Here is a 19,374-nt window from a genome sequence, read left to right on the forward strand (position 1 = left end):
TCTTGACCCGGTCCCACTGGCCGGCCCACAACTTCACCTGCCGGGTGACGTACCCGTCGGGGCGGCCGAGGTTTCCGAGGCCGACGGCCTCGTAGTCCACCGAGTGCAGGGCGGCGAGCACGCGGACGAGCTCGCCGGTGCACGATTCGATCTCGTCGTCGCTCAGGGTGGCGAGGTCCTCGGTCGTGCGGATCACCCGCCCGGTGACGTGCTCGACGACGGTGAACGGAGCGCCCATCACGGAGTCGTCCTCGCACAGGACGACGGTCTGCGCGACGGGCACGCCGCAACCCTGCAGCGCCGACGTGATGCGGAACTCGCGGGCGACGTCGTGTGCGGACGGGGTGAGCCCTGCCGTCGGCGGCCGGCGCAGCACCCACCGCGACGTGTCGTCGAAGATCGCGTACGTCAGATTCGACTTGCCGCCGGAGATGAGTTCGGCGCGCAGTTCGCCGTCGAGGGCGATGCCCGAGTCCTCCAGGTAGCGGTGCAGGGCACTCAGGTCGAGTCCCTCGTGCTGTGCGGTCTTCATGCCCGGCTCTCCTTCGCGGCGGCGGCCTTCTTCGCGGCGCCGACGGCGCGCTTGGCGATGGCCCAGCGGTGCACCTCGGAAGGCCCGTCGTAGATGCGGAACGGGCGGACCTCGCGGGCGAGCCGCGCGACGGGCAGGTCGGCGGAGACGCCGAGGCCGCCGCACATCTGCATCGACCGGTCGACGATGCGGAACACCGCCTCGGCCGCGAAGGTCTTGGCGATGGACGTGGAGTTGGACGCGTGCGAGCCCTGGTCGAGTTCCCAGCACGCCTGCGTCAGCAGGGCACGGGTGGCGGCGATGTCGATCTCGTTGTCGGCGACCATCTTCTGGATCATGCCGAGGTCGCCGAGCTTGCCGCCGAAGCCTTCCCGCTCGGCGACGCGGGCGACGGCGATGTCGTGGCCGCGGCGCGCCGCGCCGAGCCAGCGCATCACGTGCGTCATGCGGGCGGGCCCGAGCCGTACCTGCGCGTAGGCGAAGCCCTGGTCGACCTCACCGAGGACGGCGGAATCCGGCACGAACAGGTCCTCGAAGAACACCTCGCAGTGACCGCCGATCATGGCGCGGTCGATGGTGTCGATGTGCCGGCCGACGGTCAGGCCCGGGGTGTCGGCGGGGGCGAGGAACATCGTGGCGCCGCCGCGCTGTCCGGGTTCGCCGGAGGTGCGGGCCATGATGATGAAGAATCCGGCACCGTCGGCCCCGGTGATGAAGTACTTGCGGCCGTTGATCTTCCAGCCACCGGGGACCTTCTCGGCGCGGGTGGTGAGCGCGTTGGGATCGGACCCGGCGCCGGGTGCCGGTTCGGTCATCGCGAATCCGGACCGCACGTCGCCGTGGGCGAGCGGCGCGAGGAACTGCTCCTTCTGTTCCGGGCTGGCGATGTGCGCGAGCATGTGCACGTTGCCCTCGTCGGGGGCGGCGATGTTGAGTGCGATGGGCCCGAACAGCGAGTAGCCCGCCGCCTCGAACACCGGGGCGCGGTCGACCATGCCGAGTCCGTGGCCGCCGTACTCGACGGGCGCGTGCGGCGCGAAGACGCCGGCGTCCTTGGCCGCCTGCTGCAGCTTCACCCGCAGGTCGTCGCCCCCGGCGGCGGTGATGTCACCGTTGTGGGCGTCCTCGACGGGCAGCACGTGCTCCCGGACGAACTCCTCGGTCCTCGCCACCAGTGCCTGGACGTGTTCCGGGTACGACAGATCGACAGCCATCGCGATTCCTCCTCCTCACCCCGACCGATCGATCGCTCGGTTACGACAACCGTGACACACCCCACCCCGCGCGGTCAACCCGGACGATCTACCGGGCGCCCACGGCGCAGTCCCTACCGTGCGCCCACGGCGCAGCGCGCGATGGCGAGGTAGCGGTGGACGACCTCGTCGGGAGCAAGCGGCCCGTCCGGTCGGTACCACCCGGCGACGGCGACGCACATGGTGGTCACCGCCCGGCTCGCGTCCTCCGGGAACTCGGTACCGAACTCCCCGCTCGTCACCCCGTCCCGGACGATCTCGTCGAGCATCCGCTGCTGCTCGTCGCGCAACGCGATGTAGGCCTTCCGGCTGTCCGGTTCCATGCTGCGCATCTCGGTGGAGGCGACGAAAGCCTGATTGCGCCGGAACATGTGGAACCGCAAAAGGGACTCGACGACCGCGTCGAACCGCTCGGAGGCCGTGGGGCCGGCCTCCGCCAGAGCCCGCCGGCTGCGGTCGAGCAGATCGCCCATCACCGCCGTCGTCAGCGAGACCAGCAGCGCCTGCTTCGACGGGTAGTGGTGGTACAGGCCCGGCACCGACAGCCCGGCCCGGGCGGCGATCTCCCGGATCGAGGTGCCGTCGTAACCGCGCTCGGCAAACGCCTCGAGTGCGGCCTCGAGCGGCTTGGGCAGGGTCGACGGCCCGTACTGCCGCCACGATCCCGATTCGACGGCTTCCTCACGCGTTTCCATGGCTTCACCGTAGGCGACCCCGAGGGGCCGGCCGAACGTCACCGCCGGCGGGCCGGCCGAACGTCACCGCCGGCCGGCCCGTCACCGGATCGCGGTGCCGGTGCCGGCTCCCGTCAGTAGTCGTCGTCGCCGTAGAGCACCATGCCGCGCAGGTTTCGGCCCTCGTGCATGTCGGCATAGCCGTCGTTGATGTCCTCGAGCCGGTATGTCTTGGTGACCAGCTTGTCGAGCTCGAGCTGTCCACTGCGGTAGAGGTCGAGCAGCTTCGGGATCTGCGAGCGCGGGCCGACACCACCGAAGATCGCGCCCTGCAGGCGCTTCTGCAGCAGGGTCAGCTCGAACAGGCTCAGCGTCACCTGGGTGTCGGCGGCGCTGCCCATGCCCACCACGACCACCTGGCCGCCCTTGCCGGTCAGCGCCATCGACGGGGCGATGATGTCCCCGTGGATCTCACCGACGGTGATGATCGTGACGTCGGCCATCGCACCCCAGGTGATCTCGCCGATCACCGGCAGCGCCTCCTCGATCGAGGCGAACGTGTGGGTCGCCCCGAACTTCTTGGCCTGATCCCGCTTGAACTCCACCGGGTCGATGGCGACGACGTGCCGGGCACCCGCGTGCGCGGCCCCCTGCACCGCGTTGATGCCCACGCCGCCGATGCCGATCACGACGACGGAGTCGCCCACCTTGGTGCCGCCGATCGCCGTCGCGGAGCCCCAGCCCGTGGCAACGCCACAGCCGAGCAGGGCGGCCTTGTCGAGCGGGATGTCGTCCTCGATCTTGATGACCGAGGCCTCGTGCACGGTGACGTAGGGCGCGAACGTGCCGAGCAGGCACATCTGGATGACCGGATCACCATTGAGGGTCACCCGGTGCGTCTTGTCGGCGATGGCCTGCCCGGTGAGGAGGTTCGCCCCCTCGTCGCAGATGTTCTGCAGGCCCTTCGCGCACGCGCGGCATCGCCCGCACGCGGGGATGAAGGCGAGCACGACGTGGTCGCCCTCCCGGATGTTGGCCACCCCCGGCCCGACCTTGGTGACCACGCCGGCGCCCTCGTGCCCGCCGAGGACGGGGAAGGACGCCATCGGCGTCGCGCCGGAGCGTAGATGTTCGTCGGAGTGGCACAGTCCGGACGCGGCCAGACGCACCTGCACTTCACCGGCGACCGGGTCTCCGAGGTCGATCTCCTCGATCTCCCATGGCTGATTGAGCCCTTTGATCACCGCAGCCTTGGTCTTCACGAACCCTCCCACCGGATCCACTGTGAACTGTGTCACCATGAGTAGAGCAGGACGAGCGTCCGCATGGACGACTTTGAGGATCTCCCCGGGACGCGAGTTACCTGATACCGTGGGTAACGGAAATGTCCTCATGGAGGTACACGATGATCCACATCCGCCACACCGCCGTTGCGGAGGTTCCCCTCGAGGTGGCGTTCGCCTACCTCGACGATCACCGCACGGTCCCCGAATGGATGTACGGCGTCAACCGCTTCGTGCCGGTGGGACCGCAGGTCAACGGCCTCGGCGCGGTCTTCGACGCGACCATGCAGATCGGACCGAGGGGCCTCGACTCCCGCCTCGCGATCGTCGACTGGGAACTCGACCGCAGGATCGTTCTCGACTCCATCGCGGGGTTCCGCACCGCCTCGTCGTGGGAACTCGCCGACCTCGGCGACGGGCGGATCCGCCTCGACGTCGACTTCGGATACCAACTTCCCGGCGGCCTGGCCGGACGGGCGCTCGGCAAGCTCATCGAACCGGTGGTGGGCACCGCGATCCGCCAGACCGAGCAGGCGCTGCGCTCGAACCTCGGCCGCGTCGCCTGAGCGACGCGCCACCTGCGCAAGGATCCGATCAGCGGGAGGATGCGTACCCTCGCACGGCGATCGGCACGGACACGGCAAGGATCACCGCCGTCCAGGCGAAGGCCGCGACGACCGGATGCTGCATGGGCCAGGCCGCGTCGGCGGCGACCGTCGTCCCGGATCCGAACAACTGCCGCAGGGCCGCGACCACGGCGCTGACGGGGTTCCATTCGGCGATCGTCGCGACCACGGCCGGCATCGTCTCGGTGGGGACGAAGACGTTGGAGAACATGACCGCCCCGAAGATCAGTGGCGCCACCTGCTGCAGCATCTGCTCGTCGCGGATCGAGGCGCCGAGCACGATCCCGAGCCACGCGAGCGCGAACCGGAACGCGAGCAGCAGCAGCACAGCGAGCGCCACGTCGGCGGGGGTGGCCTCGACCCGCCATCCCGCGAGAAATCCCACGGCGGCCATCGTCGCCAACGCCGAGGCGCCGGTCACCGTCTCCGCGAGTGCGAGGCCCGCCGGCACCGCGACCGGCGGGACGGGCAGAGCCCGCAGCCGGTCCGTCAGGCCGCTGCGGAGGTCGGCGTTCACGGTCGACGCGGTGACGACGAGCCCCATGGCCGCGACGAGGACGAGGACTCCGGGCGTCAGGTACGACCGGTAGGCGGCAGCGTCGGATCCGCCGGCGAGCGCGCCGCCGAATACGAAGCCGAACAGCAGCATCATTCCCAGCGGTGCCGCGAGGGTCACCGCGAGCAGGCCGGGCGCGTTCCGGTACGTCGCGGCCACCCGCAGGAACAGAATCCAGGCACCCGCCGCCGGCGAGACGGTGCGGGTGGCGGTGGGGGCAGTCATGCGGGAATCCCTTCGGTCGGGCGACCGGTAAGTGCGAGGAAAGCGTCGTCCAAGGTGGCGCGCCGGCGGCCGATGTCCTGCACCGCGATGCCCTCCGCGTCGAGGGCGCGCAGGATCGGCAGCAGGGCGGCCGGCTCGCCGTCGAATCCGAACGTCAGCCGCAGCGGCGCATTCTCGTCCCGGGCCGGCGAGTCGACGGGTCTTCCGCCGAATCGCTCGACGATCGCGGCGACGTCGCCCCGCCGGTGCGGATCGAGCACGACGACGTCGAGGCCGCTGCCCACGGTGCGGGCTATCGCGTCCGGCGTCCCGGTGGCGACGACCCGACCGGCGTCGAGGATGGTGACCGTGTCCGCCAGCCGCTCGGCCTCGTCGAGGTACTGGGTCGTGAGCACGACGGTGGTGCCTTCCTCCACGAAAGACCGTACATACCGGTAGATCTCGTTGCGGCTGCGGGGATCGAGGCCGGTGGTGGGCTCGTCGAGGAAGAGCACCGCGGGACGGACGACCATGCCCGCGACGATGTCGAGCCGCCTTCGCATGCCGCCGGAGTACGTGTGCACCTGCCGGGCCGCGGCGTCGGTCAGGTCGAAGCGCTCGAGCAGGTCGTCTGCGTGCCGGCGGGCGCCCCGGGCGCTATACCCGTTCAGGCGGGCAACCATCGTCAGGTTCTGGGTGCCGGTGAGGCGGGGGTCGACCGCGTGGTACTGGCCGACGAAGCCGATGTTGCGCTTGACGTGAGCAGCCTCGCGGACGGTGTCGTGACCGAGGATCCTGGCGCTGCCGGAGGTCGGTCGCAGCAGGGTCGCCAGCATCCGCACGGTCGTGGTCTTGCCGGACCCGTTGGGGCCGAGCAGCGCGTGCACCCGACCGGCGGGCACCTCCAGGTTCAGCCCGTCGAGCACGAGATGGCTGCCGTACCGCCTGGTGAGCGCCTCGGTTTCCAGAACCGTCATTCCGACCTCCACGATTGGGAACATCGTTCGCAATTACACCGTACGCGTCTGCGAACGTCGTTCGCAACTGTCCGGGTAGTGCATGCTGGCACCCATGCCGCATGCCGAACCCCCGACCTCGCTGTGGTTGCGTGCCGACGACCCCAGGCCCGGGCCGCGCCCTGCCCATACGCTCGAACAGCTCGCCGAGGCGTGCGTCGGCCTCGCCGACGCAGACGGGCTGCGTGCCGTTTCGATGCGGCGCGTCGCGCAGGAACTCGGGACGGCGGCCGCCTCGCTCTACCGCTACGTCGCAGGCAAGGACGATCTCGTCGCTCTCATGGTCGACCGCGTCGCCGCGGAGTACCGGTACCCGCCCCTGACCGGGGACGTGCGGACCGACGTCCTCGACCTCGCGGAACAGGCCCGGCAGCTGCACCGTCGGCATCCGTGGTTGAGCGTCGCGGGCACGACGACACTGGGTCCGCACTCGATGCGATACCTCGACCACATGGTCGGCGCCCTCGCACCGACCGGCCTCGACGCCACCGCGACCATGATGGGAATCGCCCTGCTCTCAGGCTGGGTCACCACCTTCGCCGCGCAGGAGGCGGCGGGGTTGTCCGCCCCCACCGCCGGTGGCGGCGCCGAGCACATCACCGCCATGCTGGCCCACGGCGACTACCCCCACCTGGCCGGCCTGCTCGCTTCCGCGGGCGGGAACGCCGGCGCCACACCCGTCGACAACGATGCCGCGTTCCGGGCCGGGATCGAGGCACTGCTGTTCGGCATCGCGCCGCACCCGTGAGCGAGCCCGCTCGCTTCGGGCGACAAATTCTTGGAGAACAAGGGAATTCACGCGCCCTTCCGGAATCCGCCCACACAGGTGCGCGGGCGGATCCCGGAGACGCGAGCAAGTCCGCTAGGTTCACCGGCGGAGGTGCCGCCGGATGACTGACGATCGCCGCATGATCCACGTGTGCCACGACGGCGTGGCGCACGTGGACCGCCAGGCCGCCTTCGCCTACGTCGCCGATCACCGCACGGTCCCGGAGTGGATGTTCGGAGTCACCCGCTTCGAGCCCGTGGGTGATCGGGTCCGCGGCGTGGGCGCGCGCTTCGACGCGAGCATGCGGATCGGGCCGGCCACCTTCGACTCCCGGCTCGAGATCGTCGAGTGGGAAGACAACCACCGGATCGTGCTGAGCTCGATCTCCGGCTTCCGCACCCTGTCGTCGTGGCAGTTCGACGATCTGGGCGACGGTCGCATGCGCCTCGCCGTCGACTTCGGCTACCGGCTGCCCGGCGGCGCGGCCGGTCGCGCGGCGGGGCTGCTCATCGAGCCGCTGGTGGGCACGATCGTCCGCCGGACCGAGCACGCGCTGCGGGAGCAGGTCAGCCGGATCTCCTGACCCGCCGCGCGTCCGGTCAGAAGTTGCCGCGCGCCGCCTGCTCGCGCTCGATCGCCTCGAACAGGGCCTTGAAGTTGCCCTTGCCGAAGCCGAGCGAACCGTGCCGCTCGATCAGCTCGAAGAACACCGTCGGGCGATCGGTGATCGGCTTGGTGAAGATCTGCAGGAGGTAACCGTCCTCGTCCCGGTCCACGAGGATGCCACGCTTCTGCAGTTCCTCGATCGGCACCCGCACGTTCCCGATCCGCGCGCGCAGCTCGGGGTCCTCGTAGTAGGCGTCGGGCGTGGCGAGGAACTCCACGCCCTCCTCGCGGAGCCGGTCGACGGCGGTGAGGATGTCGTTGGTGGCCAGCGCCAGGTGCTGCGCGCCGGGACCACGGTAGAAATCGAGGTACTCGTCGATCTGCGAGCGCTTCTTCGCGACGGCCGGCTCGTTGAGCGGGAACTTGACGCGGTGGTTGCCGTTGCAGACCACCTTGCTCATCAGGGCCGAATAGTCGGTGGCGATGTCGTCACCGATGAACTCGGCCATGTTGGTGAAGCCCATGACGCGGTTGTAGAAGCCGACCCACTCGTCCATGTGGCCGAGCTCGACGTTGCCGACCACGTGGTCGAGGGCCTGGAAGATCCGCTTGGGCGCGCCGTCGCGCTTGCGGTAGGTCGACGACTTCTCCACGTAGCCGGGCAGATACGGGCCCGTGTAGCGGGACCGGTCGACGAGCGTGTGGCGCGTCTCGCCGTAGGTGGCGATCGCGGCGAGCCGCACCGTGCCGTACTCGTCGCTGATCTCGTACGGCTCCTCGAGGACCGTCGCGCCCTGGGCCCGGGCGTGCGCGATGCACTTGTCGACGTCGGGCACCTGCAGCGCGATGTCCACGACGCCGTCGCCGTGCCGGCGATGATGCTCGACGAGAGGGCTGTCCGGATCGACCGCACCCTTGACCACGAACCGCACCGCCCCGCTGCGCAGGACGTAGGCGTGGTGGTCGCGGTTGCCGGTGGTGGGACCGGAGTAGGCGATCAGTTCCATCCCGAACGCGGACTGGTAGTAGTGCGCGGCCTGGGTGGCGTTGCCCACCACCCACACCACCGCATCCCAGCCGCTGACGGGGAACGGGTCCCGCTCGGCGTCGTACTCGACGAGGCCGACGAGCTGCCGCAGTTCCTCGGGGTTCAGCTGGGCGAGCTTCTCGCTGTCGGTGAGGGTGAACTCGAGAGTCATGGCAATTCCTCCTGCCGCCGGACGCGGCGCCATCGGTGTGTCGTGTGTCACCAGGAAAAACCCCGTCGCGGCGACGGTGCAATCTCGCCTCTCCCAGCTGATCGACCTGACTGGAAAAGGCGGGATGCCGGGCGAGCCGCTATACAATCGGCACAGTTTCCGCCGCCTCTTCGGAAGGAACGGCCATGCGTGACGCCGTGCAGCTGGACGAGTTGGATTTCGCGCTCCTGGACACGCTGCACACGGATCCGAAGATCGGCGCCCTGGAGCTGTCCCGGAGGTTGCGGGTGGCGCGCGCGACGGTCTCGGCACGGCTGCGCCGGCTCGAGGAGTCCGGGATCATCGCCGGCTACGAACCGCGGCTGGACCTGGCGGCCGCCGGATTCGAGGTCCAGGCCTTCGTGACGATGGAGATCGTCCAGGGCGCGCTCGAAGCGATCACCGATGTCCTCGAAGCGATTCCGGGGGTGCTCGAGGCGTTCGCGACGACCGGCGCCGGCGACATTCTGTGCCGGATCGCCGCGGACTCCCACCTCGGTCTGCAGCAGACGCTGATCGAACTGAACCGGTCGTCGATCGTCGCCCGGTCGACCAGCGTCATGGTGCTGTCGGAGGTGGTGCGGTACCGGGCCATGCCGCTGCTCCGCACGCTGCAGCCGGGCAAAACCGCCAAAGCGCCCGCCTACCGTCGGTAGAGCTGAAGGTCGGCGCGCTCGCCCCCGCCCGCCGAAAACGTCGAAACAGCTCTGCACACTGCACAGAAAAACGACGGGCGGCTGCGCTACAGCTCTTCAGCCTGACCAGTAGTGCAGGCCGCACTTGCGCCCCCTCTGTAACCACGGTCACAGTCTTCTTCATTCGCCCGCTCCCCGGGCATCGCACCGTCCCGACTCCCGAGAGAAGACATGAAGAACCTGCTGACCCGTTTCGAGGACAAGGCCCCCGAGATCGTCTTCGAGTGGCACGACACCGAGACCACCGCCCGCGGCTGGGTCGTCATCAACTCCCTGCGCGGCGGCGCGGCCGGTGGCGGCACGCGGATGCGCCGCGGCCTCGACCGCCGCGAGGTCGAGTCGCTGGCGAAGACGATGGAGGTCAAGTTCACCGTCTCCGGTCCGGCCATCGGCGGCGCCAAGTCCGGCATCGACTTCGACCCCTCCGATCCCCGCAAGGACGGCGTGCTGCGGCGCTGGTTCCGGGCGGTCGCGCCGCTGCTGCGCGCCTACTACGGCACCGGCGGCGACCTGAACGTCGACGAGATGACCGAGGTCGTGCCGCTCACCGAGAGCAACGGGCTGTGGCATCCGCAGGAGGGCGTCGTCAACGGGCACTTCGCGGCGGACGACCGCGAACGCGTCCAGCGGGTCGGGCAGCTGCGGCTCGGTGTCGCGAAGGTCGTCGAGGACACCCGGTTCACCCCGGCACCGGATGCGAAGTACACGGTGGCCGATCTGATCACGGGCTGGGGCGTCGCCGAGTCGGTGCGCCACCACTACCGCATCTACGGCGACCCCGCCGGCAATCACGGACTCGGGGGCAAGCGGGTGATCGTCCAGGGCTGGGGCAACGTCGGCGCGGCCGCGGCCTACTACCTGGCCCAGGCCGGGGCTCGCGTGGTCGGCATCATCGACCGCGACGGCGGCATCCTCGACACGGCCGGTCTCGACTTCGACGAGGTGCGCACGCTGCTGCTGAACAAGGACGGCAACGCGCTCCGCAGCGACCGGATGCGTCCCTTCACCGAGGTGCACGACGCGATCTGGGACCTCGGCGCCGAGATCTTCCTCCCCTGCGCGGCCTCCCGCCTGGTCACCCGCGAACAGGTCGATCGTATGGTCGCGGCCGGCCTCGAGGTGATCGCCAGCGGAGCGAACGTGCCCTTCGCCGACGACGAGATCTTCTACGGCCCCACCTACGAGCACGCGGACAAGTCCGTCTCCGTGATCCCCGACTTCATCGCCAACAGCGGCATGGCCCGCGCCTTCGCCCAGCTCATGGAGGGTGACGTGGAGGTCTCGGACGCGGCGATCTTCGGCGACGTCTCGGACACCGTCGCGGGTGCGCTGCAGCGCTGCCACGACCGCTGCGCCGACCATACGGGCGTCGCGGCCACCGCGTTCGAGATCGCCCTCGACCAGCTGGTGCCGGCCGGGGAGCGCATCGATGACTGACACCTTGGCCACCACGCCGGCCACCACCACCGAGCCGGCGCCGCGGGCGATGCTGCACCAGGCGATGCGGCCGCGACAGCTGGTGATGATGAGTCTCGGCGGCGCGATCGGCGCGGGACTGTTCGTCGGCTCCGGCGCCGGCATCGCCGTCGCGGGCCCGGCCATCCTCGTCTCGTTCCTCGCCGCCGCGGCTCTCGTCGTCCTCATCATGCGGATGATGGGCGAGATGGCGGCCGCGAACCCCGCCAGCGGCGCCTTCTCCGTGCACGCGGAGAACGCCCTCGGCTCCGTCGCCGGCCGCACCATCGGCTGGCTGTACTGGATCCAGGTGGTCATCGTGATCGCGGCGGAGGCGACCGGCGCCGCCGCCATCACCGCCGCCTCGATTCCCGGGATCCCGCAGTGGGCCGCGGCACTGTTCTTCATGGTGGTGCTCACCGGCGTGAACCTCGTCGGCGTACGCCGGTTCGGCGAGGTCGAATTCTGGTTCGCGGCACTGAAGATCGTCGCCATCGTCGCCTTCCTCGCGATCGGCGTCGCGATGATCGCGGGATGGGTGCCCGCCTTCGACAGCACCGGGTTCGCGAACCTCACCGCGCACGGCGGCTTCGCGCCGACCGGTATCGCCGGTATCGCCGCGGGCCTGCTCATCGTGGTGTTCGCGTTCGGCGGCACCGAGATCATCGCCATCGCGGCCGCCGAGACCTCCGATCCGCGCCGCAACGTCGGCCGCGCGGTGCGCACGCTGATCTGGCGCATCCTGGTCTTCTACATCGGCTCGGTGCTGATCATGGTGACGGTGCTGCCGTGGACGTCCGAGGATCTCGTCACGGGCCCGTTCGTCGCGGTGCTGAACGCCGGCGCCGTGCCGGGGGCGGCCGCCGTGATGACCGTGATCGTGGTGGTGGCGCTGCTGTCCTCGCTCAACGCGATGCTCTTCAGCGCCTCACGGATGATCTACTCCCTCTCGCAACGCGGTTCGGCCTACCCCGCGTTCGGCCGGGTGGCCGCCAACGGGGTGCCCCGCAACGCGGTCCTCGCCTCGGTCGCGTTCGGATTCGTCACCGTCGCACTCAACTACGTGCGTCCCGACAAGGTGTTGCCGCTGCTGCTCAACGCCGTGGGCTCGACCATCCTCGTACTGTGGACGTTCGTGGCGGTCTCGCACCTCGTGCTGCGCCGGCGGGCCCGTCGCGACGGCACCGAAGACGCCCTGCCGCTGAAGATGTGGGGCTTCCCGTACCTGTCGTACGCGACCCTCGGCCTGCTCGCCGGCATCGCCGTGCTCGCGCTGTTCGACACGGCCGCCCGCACCCAGCTCATCGCGACGGGCGCACTCACCGCCACGATCGCGGGAGCGTGCTGGCTTCTGCACCGCCGGCAGACGGTCCGGCAGCCGTAGCCGACCGCACAGACGACGACGCCGTGCGTCCTCCCGCAGGGGGGAGGGACGCACGGCGTCGTCGTGGATCGGTCCCCGCCGTCAGTCCTTCGGACCACCGGCGACGTAGATGACCTGACCCGACACGAATCCCGCACCCTCGCTCGCGAGGAACGAGGCGGTGTGCGCGATGTCGTCGGGCTTTCCGGTGCGGGCGACGGGGATCTGCGAGGCCGCGGCGGCCTTGAAGTCCTCGAACGACATGCCCACCCGCTCGGCCGTCGCAGCGGTCATCTCGGTCTCGATGAAGCCGGGGGCGATCGCGTTGGCGGTGACGCCGTACTTGCCGAGCTCGATCGCGAGGGTCTTGGTGAAGCCCTGCATGCCGGCCTTGGCGGCGGAGTAGTTGACCTGACCGCGGTTGCCCAGCGCGGAGGTGCTCGACAGGTTGACGATGCGGCCGAACTTGGCCTCCACCATGTACTTCTGCGTCGCCCGGGACATGAGGAACGCGCCCCGCAGGTGCACGCTCATCACGGCGTCCCAGTCGTCGACGGTCATCTTGAACAGCAGGTTGTCGCGGGTGATGCCGGCGTTGTTGATCAGCACCGTGGGATCGCCCAGCTCGTTCGCGACCTTCTCCACAGCCGCGGCGACGGACTGCTCGTCGGCGACGTTCGCGCCCACCGCGAGGGCCTTGCCGCCGACCGCCTCGATGGCCGAGACGGTGTCGCCGCATGCGGACTCGTCGAGGTCCAGGACCGCGACCTGGAATCCGTCCTGCGCCAGCCGCTTGGCGACTGCGGCGCCGATGCCGCGCGCGGCTCCGGTGACGATGGCGGTGCGGGTGACTGTTTCGCTCACTGCTTACCTCCGTGCTGTTGTGGTTGGAAACTTCAGTTGATGGTCAGGCCGCCGTCGACCGCAATCGTCTGGCCGGTGACGTAGCCGGCGGCCTCCGAGGTGAGCCACACGGCGGTGGCGGCGATCTCTGCGGGATCACCGGTGCGGCCCAGGACGATTCGCGGCTTCATGCTGTCGAGGTAGCCGGGCTGGTACTCGTCGGTCATCTCGGTCTCGAAGAATCCCGGCGCGATGGCATTGACGCGGATGCCCTTGCGTGCCCCCCACTGCTGGGCCAGGTCCCGGGTCAGGCCGATCACGCCGGCCTTGCTGGCGGCGTAGGCGGCCTGCGGCAGTCCCGCGGTGGTGAGGCCCAGGACGGAGGAGATGTTGACGATGGAGCTGCCGGGCTGCATGACGCGCCCGGCGGCCTGCGCGGCCCAATAGGAGCCGTTCAGGTTGATGTCGATGACGCGCCGGAACTGTTCCGGGGTCTCCTTGGTGGCCGGGACGGCAGTGCCGATGCCGGCGTTGTTGATGAGGATGTCGACCTTGCCGAAGTGTTCGATCGCGGCATCGACCATCCGTTGCGCCTGCTCGGGCTCGGCGATGTCGGTCTCGACGCTCAGCGCGCGGCGGCCGGCGGCACGGACGAGTTCGGCGGTCCGCTCGAGCCGGTCGGCGCGACGGGCCGCGAGCACGACGTCGGCCCCGGCCTCCGCGAGAGCCTGGGCGAAGGCGACGCCGAGGCCCGAGGAGGCGCCGGTGACGATCGCGACGCGGTCGTCGAGGCGGAACTTGTCGAGCACGGACATGTGTGTAGTCTCCTCCGATAGTCGATACCTATGCGAATTGTATAGTTGAATTCGCGCTCGAGTTCAAGACTTGATATTCGAAAAAGGCGCGGCCACAAGCCCTTTCGGGCCCGCGACCGCGCCTCATCCGACTTCCCGGTCCGAGGGGACGATCAGCTCAGGCGCTCGAGCACCATCGCCATGCCCTGACCGCCGCCGACGCACATGGTCTCCACGCCGAACTGCTTGTCGTGGGTCTGCAGGTTGTTGAGCAGGGTGGCGGTGATCCGCGCGCCGGTCATGCCGAACGGGTGACCGAGGGCGATCGCGCCACCGGAGACGTTCAGCTTGTCCTCGTCGATGCCGAGCTCGCGGGCGGAGCCGAGCACCTGCACGGCGAACGCCTCGTTGATCTCGAACAGGTCGATGTCGGAGATGGTCTTGCCGGCGTGGGCGAGCGCCTTCTTCACGGCCTCGATCGGGCCCAGACCCATGATCTCCGGCGACAGGCCGGACACGCCGGTCGAGACGATCCGCGCCAGCGGGGTCAGCCCGAGCTCCTTGGCCTTGGTGTCGGACATGATCACCAGTGCCGCGGCGCCGTCGTTGAGCGGGCAGGCGTTGCCGGCGGTGATGGTGCCGTCGGGGCGGAAGACCGGCTTGAGCTGGCTCACGGCCTCGTAGGTGGTGCCGGGCCGCGGCCCGTCGTCGGTGGTCACGACGGTGCCGTCGGGCAGGGTGACGGGGCTGATCTCGCGCTCGAAGAAGCCCGACTTGATGGCTTCCTCGGCCCGGTTCTGCGACCGCACACCCCACCGGTCCTGGTCCTCGCGGGAGATGCCGGTGAGCGAGGCGACGTTCTCCGCGGTCTGGCCCATCGCGATGTAGACGTCGGGCAGCAGGGCCTCGCTGCGCGGGTCGGTCCACGCGGTGCCGCCCTCGGCGAGCGTGGCGGTGCGGGCCTCGGCGTCGGCGAAGAGCGGGTTCTTGGTGTTCGGCAGGCCGTCGGCGTTGCCGGTGACGAAGCTGGAGACGGACTCGACACCGGCGGAGACGAACACGTCCCCCTCGCCGGCCTTGATCGCGTGCAGCGCCATGCGGGTGGTCTGCAGCGACGACGAGCAGTAGCGGTTGACGGTCACGCCGGGCAGGAAGTCGTAACCCAGCTGCACGGCGACGACGCGGGCGATGTTGAACCCGGACTGGCCGGCGGGCTGGCCGCAGCCGAGCATCAGGTCGTCGATCTGGGCCGGGTCCAGCTCCGGCACCTTCGCCAGGGCGGCCGCGACCATCTGGGTGGCCAGGTCGTCCGGACGCACCGTCTTGAGCGACCCCTTCATCGCCCGCCCGATGGGAGAACGGGCGGCGGACACAATCACAGCTTCGGGCATCACGTGCTCCTTGTTTTGTGTTGACGCTTCGAGTCTCTACAGGCCCAGATCGCGGCCGATGAGTTCCTTCATGATCTCGTTGGTGCCGGCCCAGATCTTGGTGACGCGGGCGTCCTTCCATGCACGAGCCACACGGTACTCGTTCATGAAGCCGTAGCCACCGTGGATCTGCACGCACGCGTCCAGGACCTCGGACTGCGTCTGCGCGGTCCACCACTTGGCCTTGGCCGCGTCCACGGCGGTGAGCTTGCCGTCGGCGTGGGCCTCGACGGCCTGGTCGACGTAGGCCTCGGCCACCTCGATCTTGGTGATCAGCTCGGCGAGCAGGAACTTGTTGTACTGCATGGCGCCGATGGCCTGGCCGAACGCCTTGCGCTCCTTCGCGTACTCGATGGTCTCGAGCAGAATGTGCTTGGCGTGGTGCACGTTGTTGACCGCGGAGCCGAGCCGCTCCTGCGGCAGCATCTTCATCATCGAGATGAAGCCCATGCCCTCCTCGCCGATGAGGTTGGCGTGCGGGACGCGGACGTCCTTGAAGAACAGCTCCGCGGTGTCGGCCTCGGGCTGGCCGACCTTGTCGAGCTTGCGACCGTTCTCGAAGCCCTCCATGCCGCGCTCGACGGCGAACAGGGAGATGCCCTTCGCGCCCTTCGACGGGTCGGTGCGGGCCGCGACGACGACGAGGTCGCAGTTGTAACCGTTGGTGATGAAGGTCTTGGCGCCGTTGAGGATCCAGTCGTCACCGTCGCGCACGGCGGTGGTCTTCAGGTTGGCGAGGTCGGAACCGCCGGAAGGCTCGGTCATACCGATGGCGCAGATGAGCTCACCGGTGGCGCAGCGCGGCAGCCAGCGCTCACGCTGCTCCTCGTTGCCCAGGTGGACGATGTAGGGAACGGTGATGTCCGAGTGGATGCCCATCGACGACGACAGCGCCATGTTCGCGCGGGCGAACTCCTCGCCGAGGATGGCGTTGAAGCGGTAGTCGTTCGCCTCCATGCCACCGAAGCGCTCCGGGATCTCGAGTCCCAGGAAGCCGGCCTTACCGGCCTCGATCCAGATGTCACGGGGAATCTCGTGACGTTCGATGAGCTCCTCCGCACGGGGCATGACGAACCGGTTCACGAACTCGCGCGCCGACTCGCGGAACGCCTCGTGATCGGGGCCGTACAGGGTGCGTTGCATCAACCGCTCCTCAAATCTGTAAGCATCTGCTTATTTTCTAAGCGTGCGCTTATAGTGAACCGCGGCCGCTATCTTGTCAACCAGGGCCGTAGCAGGAACGGGAGCAGGACGTGAGCACATCGAGGGACGCGGTGATCAGCGGATCGAAGGCCGCGGCCCGCCTACGCGAGGCGGCCGTCGAGGTGTTCGCCGAGAACGGCTACGGCGGCACCACCACCAGGCTGATCGCCGCCCGCCTCGACATGAGCCCGGCCGCGATGTATCCCCACTACAAGTCCAAGGAAGAGCTGCTCTACGCGATCAGCTACGAGGGCCACGACCTGGCCCTCGAGGTCGTGCGCGACGCCGACCTCCCCGGCGAGGACGCCACCACTCGGCTGGCCAACGTCATCGGCCGGTTCGCCGAGTGGCAGGCCGAGCACCATCGCCGCGCCCGCGTCGTCCAGTACGAGCTCACCGCCCTGACGCCCGAGCACTACCGCGTCATCACCGGCCTGCGGCGGCGCACCACCCAGGTCGTCCGCACCATCGTCGACGCCGGCGTCGCCTCGGGTGAGTTCACCGTCCCCGACACCGAGGGCGTCACCCTTGCCCTGATGTCGCTGTGCGTCGACATCTGCCGCTGGTACCCCTCCGGCCGCTACCACGAGCCCCACGCCCTCGCGCACCTCTACTCCGATCTCGCCCTCCGGCTCGTGGGCGCCGTCCGCTAGCATCTGTCCCCACACGACGGATCGGGGGGTCCATGGGTGGGGGGCAATGTTCGCGCGGCTGTCGGTCGTCCGCGCCCGCAATCGACGTCGCGTGCGACCGGGAAGCGAGCGAACGAGAGCGACGACGACACCTGCGCACTCGCGGATGGATCGTCGCCCTCGTCGCGGCGGCGGTCAGCGCGTGCACCGCCGTCACGCCCGCGGCACCCACGGAACCACCCGCCACCACCACGACGACACGCACACCCCGCATCGTCGACGAATCCGACCGCCCCCCAGTCACGTTCGACCCCTGCCTCGACATCCCCGACCGAGTGCTCGTCGAGGCGGGCTACGACCCGAGGTCGGAGGAGATCAGCGACTTCGCCGCGACGCACTTCACCTTCCTCGGGTGCAGCTATCACGGCACGCTGCGCATCCCCGGCGTTCTCCGTCGCTACGGACTCAATCTCAATTCCGGCAACATCACCTTCGCCGAGGTGCAGGAGAAGGTCGCCGAGTACGCCACTCCCATCGAGATCAACGGACGACGCGCCCTCCTCGAGGTCGACCCGAGCTTGCGTCAGTCGTGTGCCGTCACTGTGGAGACGTCGTACGGGGTTCTCATCATCTCGCGCATCTATCACCCCGACCACGGCAATGGAGTCCCGAACAACGAATGGTGCGCCGGGCTCGAGGACACAGCCTCGCGCATGGCCGCCGTCATCGACGACTGATCGAAAGGCCCGAGGTGAGCGAAGCGCTGCGACTCGACCCACATACCATCGACGAGATCGTCGCCATCTGCGACACCATGCTCGCGACACTCTCCGATGCGATCGACAATTCGGAAGACCTGGCCAAAGTCGGAAGCTTCGGTGGATTCGAGTCCGCGGAACAGCTTCGGCAAGGTTTCCTCACCAAGGCCAGAGGCACCCCCGAGTCCGCCTACGAGCGTCTCACCCAGTTCCACGAGGTGCTCTCCCGCATGCGCGATACGTTCGCCGCCGGTGGACAGGGCTTCCTCGACGCCGACTACGACTGGGCCCGGCAACTCGGCACCACCGACTCCGCGTGAACCGCCGCCACTGCGCATCACTCCGAAACCCGGAGAATTCCACGAGTCGTGCTGTATCCGCGCGGGCGCCAGTCGTCCGCGAACACAATTGGGGGAGCGCATGACTGGAAAAGTCGCGGATGGCTGATGCCGTTCGTTCCTCGGCACGACTCGCCACGAGACCGCACGGTCCGCTACGATGCTGCGCACTACCACGGAATCGGGGGGACTCCATGGACACGTCACTTGATGTTTCGCACGGCACCGGAAGACGCACGGCGCAGCACGTCGCGACCGTGAGCGAAAGCACCGAATAGGGTGCCGGAGAACGAGAATCCCGTCGCAGCGATGCTCGAACCGCTGCTCGAGCATCGGGTACCGGAGCGGGTCGGCGCGCTGGCGGACTGGCACACCAGACTGGTGGCACGGCTCGAAGGCAGCTTCGATCCCGACTACGCCACCGCATTCGAGAACTTCCACAGTATGGAGCACGACGCCATCTATCGAGACGTCCAGAGAATGGACCCGGGCGCGATGCGAAGCCTGGCGGAGAGCTGGCGCAAGATCGCGACCGACATGAGCGTCGGTTTCATCTTCGGAACCCAGATGATCTGCAACAAGATTGCCGAGGGGTGGGATGGTGACGCGGCGCGCCGCGCCGTGGCGGCGACCCGCTCCTTCGCGAGGTCGACCGAACAACTCGTGACCGCGCTGCTTGCGGTGTCGACCAAACTCGCTGCGGCATCGGAGGTCGCTTCGGCTGTGCGGAACCACGTGCCACCACCGCCGGCGCAGATTCCGATGCCGTTGGGCGTGGTGGTGCCCCAGGACACGACCGAGTTCGCGCGGGCGGCGGAGGCGGCGCACGCCGAGGCGGTACGCGTCATGGAATTGCTCTACGTCCCGCACTACCGTGAATCCGGCACGGCGGTTCCGGTCCTGCCGTCGCCGCACGAGGCGACGGCAGGATCCGGTCCGGTCGGGGCAGATCTGTCGCGGCACCCCTCGGGCAGCGCGGAGGGCCGGGGCGGCGGCATCGGCCCCTCGGCCTCGGCGGCCGGCACCGGGCCCTCGGCCTCGGTGGCCGGCGCCGACGACGGGCAGGTCACGGACGCTCCGTCCCGCGGCACCTCCGCGACAGACGG

At 69.1% G+C, this 19,374-nt stretch carries 20 protein-coding genes and 1 pseudogene; 10 read left to right on the top strand and 11 right to left on the bottom strand.

What is annotated here, in order from left to right; translation table 11 throughout:
- The 4 genes from CQZ88_RS31395 to CQZ88_RS19115 form a co-directional block, all read right to left on the bottom strand.
- Positions 1-532, bottom strand: a 532-nt coding sequence (locus CQZ88_RS31395) for a phosphotransferase family protein (protein ID WP_258008680.1), incomplete at its 3' end; no start/stop codon positions are given.
- On the bottom strand, positions 529-1,746 hold the full coding sequence (locus tag CQZ88_RS19105; RefSeq protein ID WP_043798040.1) for an acyl-CoA dehydrogenase family protein: 1,218 nt from the start codon (positions 1,744-1,746) through the stop codon (positions 529-531). The genes CQZ88_RS19105 and CQZ88_RS31395, both read right to left, overlap by 4 nt.
- A gap of 113 nt (positions 1,747-1,859) precedes the next feature.
- Positions 1,860-2,480 carry a TetR/AcrR family transcriptional regulator gene (locus CQZ88_RS19110; protein ID WP_006939960.1) on the bottom strand — a complete coding sequence of 207 codons (621 nt, stop codon included), beginning with the start codon at positions 2,478-2,480 and terminating at the stop codon, positions 1,860-1,862.
- Between the two features lie 113 nt (positions 2,481-2,593).
- Positions 2,594-3,721 (bottom strand): NDMA-dependent alcohol dehydrogenase, encoded by a 1,128-nt coding sequence (locus CQZ88_RS19115; protein ID WP_029546453.1) that lies wholly within the window; start codon positions 3,719-3,721, stop codon positions 2,594-2,596.
- A gap of 143 nt (positions 3,722-3,864) precedes the next feature.
- Here CQZ88_RS19115 and CQZ88_RS19120 point away from each other — a divergent pair, with 143 nt between their 5' ends.
- Positions 3,865-4,308 carry an SRPBCC family protein gene (locus CQZ88_RS19120; RefSeq protein ID WP_006940694.1) on the top strand — a complete coding sequence of 148 codons (444 nt, stop codon included), beginning with the start codon at positions 3,865-3,867 and terminating at the stop codon, positions 4,306-4,308.
- Between the two features lie 28 nt (positions 4,309-4,336).
- Here CQZ88_RS19120 and CQZ88_RS19125 read toward each other — a convergent pair whose 3' ends face one another.
- Both CQZ88_RS19125 and CQZ88_RS19130 read right to left on the bottom strand, forming a co-directional pair.
- Entirely contained in the window at positions 4,337-5,149 is an 813-nt protein-coding gene (locus CQZ88_RS19125; RefSeq protein WP_006940693.1) for an ABC transporter permease, read from the bottom strand.
- Positions 5,146-6,105: a daunorubicin resistance protein DrrA family ABC transporter ATP-binding protein gene (locus CQZ88_RS19130; RefSeq protein ID WP_044476185.1), complete on the bottom strand. Its 960-nt coding sequence runs from the start codon at positions 6,103-6,105 to the stop codon at positions 5,146-5,148. The genes CQZ88_RS19125 and CQZ88_RS19130 overlap by 4 nt, the downstream gene beginning before the upstream one ends.
- A gap of 94 nt (positions 6,106-6,199) precedes the next feature.
- Here CQZ88_RS19130 and CQZ88_RS19135 point away from each other — a divergent pair, with 94 nt between their 5' ends.
- Entirely contained in the window at positions 6,200-6,892 is a 693-nt protein-coding gene (locus CQZ88_RS19135) for a TetR/AcrR family transcriptional regulator (protein ID WP_232334140.1), read from the top strand.
- Between the two features lie 160 nt (positions 6,893-7,052).
- The gene (locus CQZ88_RS19140) at positions 7,053-7,496 is read left to right on the top strand and encodes an SRPBCC family protein (protein ID WP_006940686.1); all 444 of its coding nucleotides are present in this window, start codon (positions 7,053-7,055) and stop codon (positions 7,494-7,496) included.
- A 16-nt stretch (positions 7,497-7,512) separates the two neighbouring features.
- Here CQZ88_RS19140 and hppD read toward each other — a convergent pair whose 3' ends face one another.
- On the bottom strand, positions 7,513-8,718 hold the full coding sequence (gene hppD / locus CQZ88_RS19145; RefSeq protein WP_006940681.1) for a 4-hydroxyphenylpyruvate dioxygenase: 1,206 nt from the start codon (positions 8,716-8,718) through the stop codon (positions 7,513-7,515).
- 185 nt (positions 8,719-8,903) lie between these two features.
- On the opposite strand from hppD, the gene CQZ88_RS19150 reads away from it, so the two are divergent.
- The 3 genes from CQZ88_RS19150 (at position 8,904) to CQZ88_RS19160 (ending at position 12,291) form a co-directional block, all read left to right on the top strand.
- Entirely contained in the window at positions 8,904-9,413 is a 510-nt protein-coding gene (locus CQZ88_RS19150; RefSeq protein WP_006940680.1) for an Lrp/AsnC family transcriptional regulator, read from the top strand.
- A 210-nt stretch (positions 9,414-9,623) separates the two neighbouring features.
- Positions 9,624-10,889: a Glu/Leu/Phe/Val dehydrogenase dimerization domain-containing protein gene (locus CQZ88_RS19155; RefSeq protein WP_006940679.1), complete on the top strand. Its 1,266-nt coding sequence runs from the start codon at positions 9,624-9,626 to the stop codon at positions 10,887-10,889.
- Complete coding sequence (locus tag CQZ88_RS19160; RefSeq protein WP_006940674.1) at positions 10,882-12,291, top strand: amino acid permease; 1,410 nt, start codon at positions 10,882-10,884, stop codon at positions 12,289-12,291. The genes CQZ88_RS19155 and CQZ88_RS19160 overlap by 8 nt, the downstream gene beginning before the upstream one ends.
- An 81-nt stretch (positions 12,292-12,372) precedes the next feature.
- On the opposite strand, the gene fabG is transcribed toward CQZ88_RS19160, so the two are convergent.
- The 4 genes from fabG to CQZ88_RS19180 all read right to left on the bottom strand — a co-directional run bounded on the left by fabG (position 12,373) and on the right by CQZ88_RS19180 (position 16,480).
- Positions 12,373-13,134, bottom strand: coding sequence for a 3-oxoacyl-ACP reductase FabG (gene fabG / locus CQZ88_RS19165; protein ID WP_006940670.1), 762 nt, complete (start codon positions 13,132-13,134; stop codon positions 12,373-12,375).
- A gap of 32 nt (positions 13,135-13,166) precedes the next feature.
- Entirely contained in the window at positions 13,167-13,928 is a 762-nt protein-coding gene (locus tag CQZ88_RS19170; RefSeq protein ID WP_006940669.1) for an SDR family NAD(P)-dependent oxidoreductase, read from the bottom strand.
- 152 nt (positions 13,929-14,080) lie between these two features.
- Positions 14,081-15,298: an acetyl-CoA C-acetyltransferase gene (locus CQZ88_RS19175; protein ID WP_050036029.1), complete on the bottom strand. Its 1,218-nt coding sequence runs from the start codon at positions 15,296-15,298 to the stop codon at positions 14,081-14,083.
- Positions 15,299-15,334: 36 nt separating this feature from the next.
- A complete protein-coding gene (locus CQZ88_RS19180) occupies positions 15,335-16,480 on the bottom strand; it encodes an acyl-CoA dehydrogenase family protein (RefSeq protein ID WP_006940667.1) in 1,146 nt (381 codons plus the stop codon).
- A gap of 110 nt (positions 16,481-16,590) precedes the next feature.
- On the opposite strand from CQZ88_RS19180, the gene CQZ88_RS19185 reads away from it, so the two are divergent.
- From CQZ88_RS19185 to CQZ88_RS19200, 4 genes and pseudogenes are all read left to right on the top strand, one after another.
- Positions 16,591-17,193 carry a TetR/AcrR family transcriptional regulator gene (locus CQZ88_RS19185; RefSeq protein WP_029546461.1) on the top strand — a complete coding sequence of 201 codons (603 nt, stop codon included), beginning with the start codon at positions 16,591-16,593 and terminating at the stop codon, positions 17,191-17,193.
- A 32-nt stretch (positions 17,194-17,225) separates the two neighbouring features.
- On the top strand, positions 17,226-17,909 hold the full coding sequence (locus CQZ88_RS19190) for a DUF3558 domain-containing protein (RefSeq protein WP_102800160.1): 684 nt from the start codon (positions 17,226-17,228) through the stop codon (positions 17,907-17,909).
- A 14-nt stretch (positions 17,910-17,923) separates the two neighbouring features.
- Positions 17,924-18,250, top strand: coding sequence for a hypothetical protein (locus CQZ88_RS19195; protein ID WP_102800161.1), 327 nt, complete (start codon positions 17,924-17,926; stop codon positions 18,248-18,250).
- Positions 18,251-18,577: 327 nt separating this feature from the next.
- Positions 18,578-19,374: pseudogene (locus tag CQZ88_RS19200) on the top strand (WXG100 family type VII secretion target); the annotation flags it as partial.

Origin of the sequence: Rhodococcus sp. ENV425 (assembly GCF_002887785.1) — a bacterium.
Taxonomy (GTDB): Bacteria; Actinomycetota; Actinomycetes; order Mycobacteriales; family Mycobacteriaceae; genus Rhodococcus; species Rhodococcus aetherivorans.